The organism is Streptomyces spinosus (assembly GCF_020400655.1).
Taxonomy (GTDB): Bacteria; Actinomycetota; Actinomycetes; order Streptomycetales; family Streptomycetaceae; genus Streptomyces; species Streptomyces argyrophylli.
Window position 1 is genome coordinate 42,575 of record NZ_JAINRC010000009.1, and the last position, 12,905, is coordinate 55,479.

General features: G+C 72.4%; 7 protein-coding genes. 3 read left to right on the forward strand and 4 right to left on the reverse strand.

The window, feature by feature from the left end; all coding sequences use genetic code 11:
- Positions 1 to 148: 148 nt before the first annotated feature.
- Positions 149 to 2,509 (reverse strand): SpoIIE family protein phosphatase, encoded by a 2,361-nt coding sequence (locus LG395_RS18175; protein WP_225810459.1) that lies wholly within the window; start codon positions 2,507 to 2,509, stop codon positions 149 to 151.
- 338 nt (positions 2,510 to 2,847) lie between these two features.
- Here LG395_RS18175 and LG395_RS18180 point away from each other — a divergent pair, with 338 nt between their 5' ends.
- Positions 2,848 to 3,525, forward strand: a complete 678-nt coding sequence (locus LG395_RS18180) for an HdeD family acid-resistance protein (protein ID WP_225810460.1) — start codon at positions 2,848 to 2,850, stop codon at positions 3,523 to 3,525.
- A 28-nt stretch (positions 3,526 to 3,553) separates the two neighbouring features.
- On the opposite strand, the gene LG395_RS18185 is transcribed toward LG395_RS18180, so the two are convergent.
- Positions 3,554 to 4,546, reverse strand: coding sequence for a diacylglycerol/lipid kinase family protein (locus LG395_RS18185; RefSeq protein WP_308071274.1), 993 nt, complete (start codon positions 4,544 to 4,546; stop codon positions 3,554 to 3,556).
- A 263-nt stretch (positions 4,547 to 4,809) separates the two neighbouring features.
- Here LG395_RS18185 and LG395_RS18190 point away from each other — a divergent pair, with 263 nt between their 5' ends.
- Positions 4,810 to 5,913 (forward strand): AI-2E family transporter, encoded by a 1,104-nt coding sequence (locus tag LG395_RS18190; protein WP_225810461.1) that lies wholly within the window; start codon positions 4,810 to 4,812, stop codon positions 5,911 to 5,913.
- A 220-nt stretch (positions 5,914 to 6,133) separates the two neighbouring features.
- Here the strand turns inward: LG395_RS18190 and LG395_RS18195 are convergent, their stop codons facing one another.
- Both LG395_RS18195 and LG395_RS18200 read right to left on the reverse strand, forming a co-directional pair.
- Complete coding sequence (locus LG395_RS18195) at positions 6,134 to 8,311, reverse strand: FUSC family protein (RefSeq protein ID WP_225810462.1); 2,178 nt, start codon at positions 8,309 to 8,311, stop codon at positions 6,134 to 6,136.
- A 561-nt stretch (positions 8,312 to 8,872) separates the two neighbouring features.
- Entirely contained in the window at positions 8,873 to 10,015 is a 1,143-nt protein-coding gene (locus LG395_RS18200; protein ID WP_225810463.1) for a hypothetical protein, read from the reverse strand.
- 235 nt (positions 10,016 to 10,250) lie between these two features.
- Here LG395_RS18200 and uvrA point away from each other — a divergent pair, with 235 nt between their 5' ends.
- Positions 10,251 to 12,719 carry an excinuclease ABC subunit UvrA gene (gene uvrA, locus LG395_RS18205; protein ID WP_225810464.1) on the forward strand — a complete coding sequence of 823 codons (2,469 nt, stop codon included), beginning with the start codon at positions 10,251 to 10,253 and terminating at the stop codon, positions 12,717 to 12,719.
- Positions 12,720 to 12,905 lie beyond the last annotated feature (186 nt).

The following is a 12,905-nucleotide window of genomic DNA, read 5'->3' on the forward strand; positions in this document are numbered from 1 at the left end:
AGGTCATGTGTGTGTTCACCGCGCGCGCAGGCTTGCCCCGCTGAGCGGAAGCCTGCGCGGCGGCCCCCCTGACGCATGCCGCTCCCTGACGTGCCCCGCACCCGGTCGTGGCGCAGCGTGCCCGCCGCCGCGGACCGGGCCTCGCTGCTCACGGGTACGGGAGGGGCAGCTCCGCCCAGATGATCTTGCCGTCCTGGGTGTAGCGGGTTCCCCAGCGCAGGGCGAACTGGGCCACCAGGAACAGGCCGCGACCTCCTTCCTCACCGGCCTTGGCCCGGCGCAGGTGCGGGGAGGTGCTGCTGTGGTCGGACACCGCGCAGGCGAGTCGGTTCTCGGTCCGGATGAGGTGGAGTTCGACGGGGCCGCAGGCGTGCCGGATGGCATTGGTGACCAGTTCGCTGACGATCAGTTCCGCCGGGAAGGACAGGTCGTCCAGCCGCCACTGGGCAAGGCGCTCCCTGGTCAGCGTGCGGGCTCTTGGCGCGGACGCCGGCTGGAAGGCCAGGTCCCACATGGCGACGTTCTCGGGAGGCAGCGGCCGTGGCCGGGCGACGAGGAAGGCGACGTCGTCACGGGGGCGGTCGGGCAGCAGGACGCGCTCCACGGTGCCGCAGATGTCCTCCAGGGGACGGTCGGGGTGAGCGAGGGCGAAGCTGAGCCGTTCGAGCCCGGTGTCCGTGTCACCGTCGGAGGCCGTCAGCAGGCCGTCGGTGTAGAGGGCCAGAACGGAGCCCGGCGGGATGTCCACCTCAGCCGACTCGAACGGCAGCCAGCCCGTGCCCAGGGGCGGTCCGGCCGGTATGCCGAGGAACTCCACCGGCTGCCTCAGGTGGGCGAGCGCCGGCGGCGGCTGGCCTGCGCGGGCGAAGGTGGCGCGGCGGGTGACAGGGTCGTAGACACCGTACAAGCAGGCGGCGCCGACCACGCCCTCGGCTCCCGACGGATGCGCTGCCTCCGCCTCCTCGGCCAGGCGACCGACCAGGTCGTCGAGGTGGGAGAGCAGTTCCTCCGGCGCCGGATCGAGATCGGCCAGGGTGTGCACCGCGGTACGCAGGCGCCCCATCGTGGCCGCGGCGCGGATGCCGTGGCCGACGACGTCGCCGACGACGAGTCCCACGCGGCCACAGGCGAGGGGCAGCACGTCGAACCAGTCGCCGCCGACGCCGGCCTCGGTGTCCGCGGGCAGGTACCGGTAGGCGGCTTCCACTGCCGCGTGAGCGGGCAGTGCGCGAGGCAGCAGGCTCCGCTGCAGGGTGAGTGCGGACCTGCGCTCGCGGTGGAAGCGGCGCGCGTTGTCGATACAGACGGCGGCACGTCCGGCCAGCTCCTCCACCAGCAGCAGGTCCTCGGCGGCGAAGGCGAGCGGATCGCGCCAGCGCATGAGCGTGGCCACGCCCATGATGATTCCTCGGGCCCGGAGCGGAACCACCATGTGGGAATGGATGTTCAGCTTGTGCATGCGCGCACTGCGGGCAGGGTCGTCGAGCAGCCAGGGGCTGGCGGGGTCGAGGACGGCGTTCAGGACCGGCGCCCCGGTCGACAGGCACTGCCACTGCGGTGAGCCTTCGGGGTAGTCCACCTCGTGTCCCGGTACGACGACCGCCTCGGGCAGATCCTCCCGGACGGAGCGGTGGGCGACCCGGCGCAGCCCGCCGGGCCTGCCGGCACCCCCGGAGCAGGGTTCCCTGCCGGCCAGCACCGCGTCGATCAGGTCCACGGCGGTGAAGTCGGCGACCCGTGGCACCAGGACCTCGGCCAGTTGCTGCACGGTCCGTTCCAGGTCGAGCGTGCTGCCGATCACGGCACTGGCCTCGTTCAGCAGGATCAGCCGCCGCTGGGCCCGGTGGAGGTCGGTGACGTCCACGGACTCCTCGCAGACCCCCAGCGGCCGTCCCTCCTCGTCCTGCAACCGGTAGTAGGAGAGCGACCAGACGTGTTCACGGCCGGGATCCGCCGGGGGACAGCCCCGGTAGTGCAGACCCACGACGCTCTGCCCCGTGTCGAGCACCCTGCGCATGACCTGTGTGACCGAGGACGGATACTGCGCGGAGAGCACCTGGCTTCCCGGGTACAGCTCGTCCTCGCTGCGCCCCAGGTACTGCGAGAAGGGCCCGGGCAGTTCCAGCCGCGCCGCGTGGTTCGCCCACGCCACCCGCAGATCGGTGCCGTAGATCGTCAGGCCGACCGGAGACTGCGTTGCCACTCCGTGCAGCATCGCCTGCTGCAGCCGCCACTCCGCGAAGCGGCCGGCATCCGTGAGCAGCAGCACAGTGGCGGGGCCGACGGCCGTGTCGGGAAGGCTGCGGCACTCGCCGGCCACCCGCACGAGACGACCGGAGCGGTGGCGCAACGTCATTTCGCGGACACGGTGGGAGGTGCACTCAGGGCTGGGCCATGCGCCGCCCTCCTCGGCGGGGGCCCGCGCCGACACGGAGTCGACCGGACGACCGAGGATCTCATGCGCCCGGTAGCCGAGCAGCCGATCCGCCTCCGGACTCCAGCCGATCACCACTCCACTGTGATCCAGTATGACGGTGACGGGCCGGGTGAGCCCCAGCGGATCACCCGCGCCACCAGCCCCGGGCCCGTTCGATGGTGTCTTCATCTCACGTCCGTTCTCGCGAGCCCCGGTCGGCTGGCACACGCTCTACCTCAAGCATCGACCCGCGCAGCATGCCGCACAAACGCCCCGGACGGGGCGGTTGCGCGGCCCCTTCGGCCCTGGTTGCCGGATCACCTCATGCACCACAAAACCCCAGCTCTCTCCACCGAGCGGTCCGAGGCTGATCGAGTGAGGATGGAGGCATACGGATGTGTCGACGCTGCTTCGAGAAGGAGGCAGGTGCCATGACAGCTCCTTCGCATTCCTCCGGCTCCGTTCCCTCACACGGCACCGAGCCGCAAGAGGGTCCCCTGGCCGGAGGCATGACCGCACTGGCGAACCTGGGCTGGCAGTTCCTGTTCACCATGGGTCTCGCCGCCATCGCCCTGGGCGTCGTCGCGCTGGTCTGGCCCGGTGCGACGCTTCGCGTCATCGGCGTGCTCTTCGGTGTCTACCTGCTGGTCACCGGTGTCTTCCAGCTCGCCGCCGCCTTCGGCACCCACGTCCCTGGGCATCTTCGCGTACTGCACTTCGCCACCGGCGCGGCCTCCATCCTGCTGGGACTGATCTGCTTCGGGGGCACGCTCGAATCGGTCTTCCTGCTCGCCCTGTGGATCGGCTTCAGCTGGCTCCTGAGGGGCACCATGGAGACTGCCGCCGCGGCCTCCGACCAGACCATGCCGGCGCGCGGCTGGCACGTGGCCTTCGGCATCATCGGCACGATGGCAGGCATCGTGATGATCGTCTTGCCGTTCGCCTCCATCGCGACACTCACACTGGTGGTGGGCGTCATGGCGATAGTCCTGGGCCTCACCGAGGTGATCCGCGCGATCAGGACACGCGTCGAGATCGGTCATCTCGCTCCCGGCACGGCCACCCAGCGGCGCCCCCTGTTCCACGCGCGTGCGCACCCCCAGCACTGATCGGCCGGCGGATTGCTCGGGCATCGGCTCAGCGACGGCGGATCAAGGCCCGAGCACGTTTCTCCAGTGAGGCCGCGCGCCGGACGACGGCCCATCCCGGCGGTCGCCGTCCGGCGGGCGCGACGCCCGGCCGATCGCGAGGAACCCAGACCCGCAGCGACCCGGGACTGATCCGGCACCGCACGGGAGTCCGCAGGGTGACGGCCTCGCCGTCCAGTCCGACGGGGACGAGCGGGGCATCGGCGTAGATGACGACGTCCTCGGGCGTCGCCAGCCGGGTCAGCCCGTGCGACTGCCCGCCTCGCAGTCCGGCGGCCGTATCGGCGGGCGTCTCCGCTCTGGCGGCCAGCACTCCGAGGAGACCGGAGTCGAGCCGCGCACGCTTGTCGAATCCGGCCGGGTCGACCTGGTAGGGGTTGTTGCTCACGAGCACGGCATCCGGCCGGTCCACAGTGAGCAGCCCCACGCGCACCACCAGCTCCGGGCCCTCGTGGCGCGCCAGGAATTCCGGGAGGATCCGCACAATCGTGCCGATCTTGTCCTCCCGGTAGGCCGGGTCCCGCACCAGGGCGGCATACGCTCCGAACGACACGTTGTTGACGAACGCCCGCTCGCCCGCGTAGCCGAGATCCACGCGCAGTTCGACGCCGTCCGTGAGGGCGTCCAACGCGGCCGAGGGGTCGTCGCGGTCCAGGCCGAGATCCATGGCGAAGTGGTTCCGGGTACCCGCCGGAACGACCACGAAAGGCAGGCCGCTCTCCGCGGCCACCCCGGCGACGAGAGCCTGCGTGCCGTCTCCGCCGGCCACCCCGAGCAGATCCGCACCGTCAGCCACCGCGCGTCGCGAGACCGTCGCCAGGTCCTGCGGCAGGGAATCATCGATCACGAGAACCTGGGCTCCGAGCGCACGGGCTCGTTCCGCGATCCGGAAACGGCTCGCCTTTCCTCCGCCCGAGCGCGGATTGACGATCAGGCAGGGCCGTCGCACGCCGGTCGCCGGGCGCGACACGTTCTCGGTCACGGCACGTTCTCGGTCACGGCACGTACCGCCGAGCCGCACGCACCGGCCCGGCGCACGTGCCTGGCGACAGCGGGACCACCGTGATCACACCCGCGGCCACGGCCATCACGACACTTCCTTCGACGGTTACGGCCTACGGCACCAGCGTGCGGCCCGGCCTCGGTATCCGCACGGGGAACACACCTGTGACAGGCACGGGAGAAGCCTCCCCGCGGGAGAAGGCCTCCTCGTTTCCCGAGACCGCCGCTGGGCACCCAGTGCCCATGGCGACGCGTCCGGTTCCGGTGCGAACCATCCTCGCCACCATCGGTCTCGTGCTCGCCACCTACGTCGTGATCGCGTTGGTGGTGCAGGCTCGCCGCGTCCTGATCTGGGCGGTCATCGCGTTGTTCCTGGCCGTCTCCCTTCATCCCGCGGTCGAGGCGCTGCAACGACGGGTGCCGCGGTGCCGGCGGTCGGTGGCCACCTTGTTGGTCTTTCTGGCCACGGCCGCGGTCGTCGGCGCGGTGATCGCGCTGTTCGTCATCCCCCTGGCCGAGGAGGCCGGCCGGTTCGCCGGTCGTCTGCCCGCGATGATCAACGACGCCCGGGCCGGCCGCGGGCCGGTCGGAGACCTGCTGGAGCGGACCCACGCCCTGCGGTTCGTCCAGCGCCATCAGGCACGGATCGGCGCGTTCGCCACGGGGCTGGGTACGCCTGCCCTGCACTTCGTTCGCAGTGCCGCGACCACCGTGGCAGGGGCTCTCACCATCTTTGTCCTGGCCTACCTGATGGTGCTGGAGGGTCCCAAGGCCATAGACCGGTCCCTGTCGCTCGTGGACGAGGCGCCCGCGGCCCGCATACGCCGCGTCGGAGCCGCGTGCGCCCGCACGGTGAACGGTTACCTGACCGGAAACCTGCTGATCAGCGTCATCTGCGGGCTCCTGACCTACGTCGTGCTGCTGGTTTCCGGAGTGCCGTTCGCCGGCCTGCTGGCCCTCTTCGTCGCCGTGACCGACCTCATTCCCTTGGTGGGAGCCACCATAGGGGCCGTCGTCGCCTCTGCCGTGGCGTTCGTCCATTCCTTGCCGGCGGGCATTGGTGCCGTCGTCTTCTTCGTCGTCTATCAGCAGGCCGAGAACCACCTCCTGCAACCGGTCATCCTGTCTCGGACGGTCAGACTCAACCCCCTCACCGTGCTGTTGGCCATCCTGATCGCCACCGAAGTCGCCGGGATACTCGGCGCCCTGCTCGCGATTCCCGTCACCGGCATCATCCAGGTCGTCCTCGGTGACATCTGGGCTCACCGCGGCGGTCGGCGGCTGCAGCTGCCGATGCGGGCCGGCAACAGCCCTGGGAACGGCGACCGGTCCGACGCCGACGCATGACCGCCGCGCGGGGTCCGGTCGTCATGAAGGCATTCGAGTCGCAGACTTGCCGATGCGGCGTGAAGACCGCCCTCGGCCCGCACGGAGCAGGCAGGGAGCCGCCTTCCAGGAGCCGGGAGGCTGCCCGCTGTCACCGTGCCGCCCGCCGACGCCGCCGTCTCGACGCGGCCGGGAGACCGTGTCCGTTCCAGGAGGCGCGGCGCTCGCTGCCGCCGCGCCGTCACCCACCCCGGTGCGCGGGCCGCGGTCCGTTACCTTCCGCAGCCACGGTCGCCCGCACCCGCTGGTCCTCGCGAGCAGAGCCGACGTCCCGTTCCAGGGGGGTGCGGCTCACGGCCGTCGAAAGGTCCTCCAAGGCCCGTTTCTCCAGCTCCGCCTCGCGCCGCACGACCGGACTCCCGGTGCCGACGGCTGTGCCCTCCCACGCGTGGAGCGCCTCCTTGACGCGCCCCCAGTCCGGGTTCCTGTGCTCGCGCACGGCGACTGCCGCCTTCTCGGTGTCCGTCTCCAGGGCCTCGGCGAACCGCTCCGCCTCGGGGACGAGACGGCTGCCGGCCCGCGGGACGTGGCTCTCCATGAGCATGGCTGCCCGGCCGAACCCCTTGAGGGCCTCCTGCGCCTCCTCCGCCTCGCGCCACGTCAGACCCCGGGGGCGGACCGGTTCCTGCCTTGCCCGGTCGTACGCCTCCTGCCAGGCTGCACGTGCCTCCCTGCTCTCCAGCAGCGCCCGGCGCATGTCGGCGTGATGCTCACGGGTCGGTTCGGCGTAGTCGCGGAGCACCGCGGCCGCGTAACGGCCGTTGGCGGCGAGCCAGTCCGCGAGCCGGCCCGGCAGCCGTGGTGCCTCCCACGCGGGGAACACCACGTACGCCAGCATCGCCAGGGCCCCGCCGAGCAGGGTGAGCACCACCCGCTCCGGGACCGTCTGCTCCCATGCCTGGCCGCCCATGCCGAGCAGGAAGACGACGTAAGCGGCGGTGAAGCACTGGGAGTAGGCGTAGCCGGTACGGTTCAGCGTGTACGACAGGCCCGCCGAGACCACCGCCAGCGCGCCGGACACATGGGCGTCCGGGCCCAGGGCCCGCACCACGCCGGTGGCGAGCGCGACCCCCGCCAGGGTCCCGGCGAGACGGGCCACCGCACGCGCGTACGTCCGGTGGAAGTCCGGCCGCATCACCATCACCGAGGCGATGGGCGCCCAGTAGCCGTGGCCGAGGGGCAGCCGGGCGGCGATCAGATAGCCGAGCGTGGCCACGGCCGCCAGGCGGACGGCGTGCCGGAACACGGGCGAGTCCCGGCGGAGCTCACGGCGGACCGTCCGGACGACGACCGGGACCAGCCGGTGCATGGTCGGGCGCACCAGGAACTGGGCGCCGGCGAGGCCGGACGGCGCAGGCGCCGTCCCGCGCGCACAGCCGCTCCCGGCGATCTCCAACGCCTCGCCGAGCAGTTCCACGAGCCGTTCGGCGGCTTGCCGCGCGGGGCCCTCCAGCACCTCGTGCTCCTCGTCGACGCGCAGGACGTCCATGCTCTCGGGCCGCACCTCGGCGGGAGTGCCGCGCCGGATCGAACGCGCGGCCGCGTCCAGGACGTCGGCGGCGGCGTCGAGCAACTCCCGCGCGCGGTCCCGCCCGGGTCCCTCCGCCGGGGCGCCGACGTCCGGGTCGGCGAGTGCGGCGACGACCGGCCGGATGCGCTCGGCGAGCCCCCGGGGGCCGTGCAGGACGGGGGGACGGGTGCGGGCCTGTGACGGCGTCACGGCAGCCGCGTCCCGTGCCGTCATCAGCGGCTCCGGGTCGAACGGGGCCGTCGGGTCGTGCCGCAGTCGGCGGGCGTAGTCCGCCACGGCGGCCAGGGCGTCGGCGAGCGCGTCACGATGCGCTCCCCAGCGCCGGATCGGGAACAGCAGGATCAGCACGGCCTGCGTCACGCCCCCGAGCGCGATGACCCCGGCGTGCTCCAGGGCTCGCCCGGCGCTCGTGGGCAAGGTGATGGTCACCAGCATGCTGCCCACGGTCGTCGCCGCGACGATCCCGGCGGTCGATCCGACGGCCCACGCCGTTCCCGCGGCGAAGGCCCATACGGCCAGCAGCGGCAGGAACGTCACGAGTCGCCCGGCCGCCAGATAGCCCACGAAGGTACTGAGAGCCAGACCCGCGCCCGTGCCGAGCGCGACCACCTTGCGCGGACGCCAGCTGCGCTGGAAGGTGGCCCCACCCGCGGAGTAGGCGCCGAGGGCGGCGGACGCGGCATACGCGGGGGAGACCAGCCACAGCACCGGCCCGACGACGATCGCCACCCCGGCGGCCGCACGCAGGGCGAGCAGTGGCTCCAGCCGCGTCTCCTCGATCCTGAGCCCGGATCGCACGACTTCCCCGAAGGCCCGCAGCCACGTCACGGGTGTCCGCCTGGCCGGAACGCCCTGCCGGGTCGCGTCGGCCTGGTCGAGGTGCGGCAGCCGTCGCGCAAGGAAGCCTCCCGCACGGCCCGCCGGCCGGCCGCGGCCGAAGCCGCTGGAGGTGGTGCTGCCACCGCGGACACTGCCGGGTGTCCGCCGTCCGTCCCCCAGGCCGGAGCGCGGGCGATCGTAGTCGGTTCGGGTCCGGCCGGAACGCGGCGACTGCCCCCGTCCCCGCTCCGGAGGACGGGCAGATCGCCACCCCCGGTCCGGGGGAGCGGACACGGCGGCCCCGGGTCAGAGCGCGCGAAGAGCCTGACTCCCGCAGGCGCCGCGACGGTGGCCGTGGCTCCGGCACGCCTCCGCCGGCCGCTCACCCGGAACAGGTGGAACGGCCGCTCTGCCGCCGGCCCCGCCAGGCGGAGCTCCGGCGCTCCGGCGGCGTGCCGTGCGGGTCCCCGTCGACCCCCGAGGCGAAACAACCACGCACCGGACGATCAGCGCGATCTTTGGACCCCGACGACCACCAACCGGCGGCACGTCTCCGACCGAGGCCACCCGCTAGCCGTATCGACCTGGAGCGTTGTCGACGCGGTCGCCCAGCAGCGCGCTGCGACGCTCCTGTTCACGCTTGGAGTAGGCGGCCGCCCGGATCGCCTCGTCGCTCTCCAGACCGGATCCCAGCGCGCCGCCCACCGTGGCGACCGAAGCGACGAACCAGGACAGCGTCCAGTACTGCGTGGCGTGCAGCGGCGCCCGCGTCGCGGAAGCGAACATCCGGTCGTCGAGGACGAACAACGCACACACCAGGTTGACGACCACCAAACCCGCGTAGCAGACGACCACCCCGATCCCCACGGTCACGACCGTCGAGGCGTTGTAGAGGGCCGCCCTCTTCCCCGCCTCCGGCGACACCTCGTCCGTTCGATGCCACAGGTTCGCGTCCACGATCAGCCAGCCGGTCATGAGCGCGACGGAGCCGGCCATGGCGATCACCAGGTGGGGCGTGCTCAGGGAGGTGGCCAGGCTCCAGACGGTGGAGTCCACGGTGGCGACCGCTCCCGTGACGAGTGCGGCTGCCAGGGCCTTCGACAGGCCCGGCACCAGCCGCCAGGGCCGGTTGGCGCGGACCATACCGCCGAGCACCCTCAGGTAGCCGCGCGGCCCACTGGCGACGTACCGCAGATCGGCGATCTCCCCCTCACCGGTCCGCCCCGGACGGAGGGGCGCGGGACGACCGGTGCCGGGCCCCCGCGGCGACTGACTTCCCAAAGGCCGCTCAGGCCCGGTGGACCGCGGGCCCGCCAGACTGAGCACGGCTTCCTCCACGGCCTGCCGGGCCCGGGTGTGCAGCCGGAAGGCCCCCAGCGTGGGAAGGGAAAGCAGCGCCAAGCCGTGTGCGTGACTCAGCCCCGCGACGAGCCTGCGCCCGTGCGCGTGCAGCGGAAGGTCGGTGAGGGCCACGACGATGTCCCAACGTTCCCCGCTCCCGCGGTCCATGATCCGGCGCGTCAACGTGGACAGGTCCTCGGTCCCCGCGGTGAAGGGCTCACTCACCACCTCGACGTCGAACCGTCGCCCCTGGCCCGACCTGTCGGCGAGCCGATCAGGAAGCACCCGGGCCAGGCGCTGCGCGATCTCCGTCGGCGTATAGGGATCCGCCAGAAGGGCCACGACCGTAACGTGCTGAGACGTCACCCGCATGACTCCTTGTCGTCGGCTGCCCCCGCGATCGCACCTGGTCACAGGATGCCCCCGAGGTAACGCCGACGCGGCTGGACACGCTGGCCCCTGCCGGCAGGCGCAGGCGGTACGGCCGGATCTCCTCGCGCTCGCCCGGTCGGCACGTCCACGGTGCGGCACTCCCCACTCCCTGTAGGCGGGGCCCGGTGACGGCGCCTGTCGCGCGGTTCGCGGCACGATCAGGTAATCAGGAACGGTGAACAAGGACGCGGCCGACTCCTTCGTGCGGGTACGGGGCGCCGGTGAGAACAACCTGCGGAACATCGATGTCGACGTCCCCCGGGACGCGATGGTCGCCTTCACCGGCGTGTCCGGCTCGGGCAAGTCCTCGCTCGCGTTCGGCACGCTCTACGCGGAGGCCCAGCGGCGCTACTTCGAGTCCGTGGCACCGTACGCCCGCAGGCTGTTGCACCAGGTCGGCGCACCGCACGTGCAGGAGATCACCGGACTGCCGCCGGCCGTGGCCCTGCAGCAGCGACGCGGGTCGCCCAGCTCGCGCTCGACGGTCGGCACCCTCACCACCCTGTCCAATCTGCTGCGCATGCTGTACTCCCGCGCCGGCACCTACCCGCCCGGCGCCGCACGGCTGGCAGCCGAGTCGTTCTCCCCCAACACCGCGGCCGGCGCCTGCCCGGAGTGCCACGGACTGGGCATCGTGCACGACGTCGCCGAGGACCTGCTCGTCCCGGACCCCTCGCTGAGCATCCGCGAGGGGGCCATCGCCGCCTGGCCGGGCGCCTGGCAGGGCGCCAACCTGCGCAGTGTCGTGAGCGGTCTGGGGATCGACATCGACCGTCCGTGGCGCAGGCTCAGGAAGAAGGACCGGGACTGGCTGCTGTACACGGACGAGCAGCCCTCCGTGTACGTCGAGCCGGAGGAGGGCCGCGTCGACTACGGCTACCAGGGCAGGTTCTGGAGCGCCCGCAAGCACGTCATGCACGTCCTCGCCGACTCCAAGAGCGAGAAGATGCGCGAACGGGCGCTCCGGTTCGTCAGGAGTGTGCCCTGCCCCGCCTGCCACGGCAGCGGACTGCGGCCCGAGGCACTCGCCGTGACCTTCGCCGGGCGTTCCATCGCCGAGATCAACGCGATGCCGCTCACCGAGGTCGTGGCGCTGCTGCGGCCTGTGGCGGAGCGGTCCGAGGCCGACGCCACCACGTCGACCGCCCGATCCGGGGAGACGACCGAGGTCGCGGTCCGGATCTGCGGCGATCTGGTCGCGCGGATCGACGTACTCCTCGGCCTCGGCCTCGGATATCTCGGCCTCGGACGCCGCTCGACGACCCTGTCGCCCGGCGAGGCGCAGCGCCTGCGGATCGCCACCCAGCTGCGCTCGGGGCTGTTCGGCGTCGTCTACGTCCTCGACGAACCCTCCGCGGGCCTGCACCCGGCTGACGCGGAACCGCTGCTGGACGTGCTGGACCGCCTCAAGGCGGCGGGCAACTCGCTGTTCGTCGTGGAGCACGACATGGACGTCGTACGGCGTTCGGACTGGGTGGTCGACATCGGCCCCGGTGCGGGCGAGGGCGGCGGACGCGTGCTGTACAGCGGCCCGGTCGCCGGGCTCGAGCAAGTGGGGGAGTCGGCCACGAGCCGTTACCTCTTCGGGCGCGCCCGGCGCCTCGATCACCACCCGCGCACCCCGCACGGCTGGCTGCACCTGCGCGGCGTCTCCCGCCACAATCTGCGCGACGTGTCCGTCGACGTACCGCTCTGCGTACTGACGGCGGTGACGGGTGTCTCCGGTTCCGGGAAGTCGACGCTGGTGACGCAGGTGCTCGCGGAGGTCGTCCGCGGCCACCTCGGACTCGTGCCCGAGGAGTCCGACGAGGCGCAGCTGGAGGTCGACGTCCAGGACGCCTCGGGCGTCGAGTCGTTCGACCGGCTGGTCCGGGTCGACCAACGGCCCATCGGCCGGACGCCTCGGTCCAACCTGGCCACGTACACCGGGATGTTCGACGCGGTGCGCAAACTGTACGCGGCGACGGACGAGGCCAGGGCGCGCGGCTACTCGGCCGGGCGGTTCTCCTTCAACGTGCCCGAAGGGCGGTGCGAGACCTGCCAGGGCGAAGGATTCGTGGCGGTGGAACTGCTGTTCCTGCCCGGCACCTACGCGCCGTGCCCGACCTGCGAAGGCGCCCGGTACAACGCCGAAACGCTGGAAGTCACCTATCGCGGCAAGAACATCGCGGACGTACTGGCGCTGTCCGTCGACGCCGCCGCCGAGTTCCTGTCCGCCGTCCCGGCCGCCTCCCGCAGTCTGGAGACGCTGCGCGACGTGGGGCTGGGGTACCTGCGGCTGGGCCAGCCCGCGACGGAACTCAGCGGCGGTGAGGCACAACGCATCAAACTGGCCACCGAACTGCAGCGAGCCCGCCGCGGGCACGCGCTCTACCTGCTCGACGAGCCGACGGCGGGGCTGCACCCCTCGGACATCGCGCTGCTGCTGCGACAGCTGCACCGGCTCGTCGACGCCGGCAACACGGTCGTCCTCGTCGAGCACGACCTGGACACGATCGCCACCGCCGACTGGGTCATCGACCTCGGTCCGGGCGGCGGCGACGCGGGCGGGCGGGTCGTCGCGGCGGGCTCACCGGCCAAGGTGGCGAGGGCCCGCCGCAGCGCCACCGCACCCTATCTCGCGGCCCGGCTCGCACGATCCTGACGCCGCGATCGCGCATCCCCGAGCGTGGACAGTCCGCCCCCGCCCGGCACCGACCCGGTGTTCGCCGCCTACCTGAAGGCCAGGGGCGAGACGGACGCCGACACGGTGTTCCGCGAGCCGGGGACGTCGCCGCGCCGAGCGGTACACCCTTCGGGCGCCCGATCGGCCATGCCCTCGGGTGCGTCG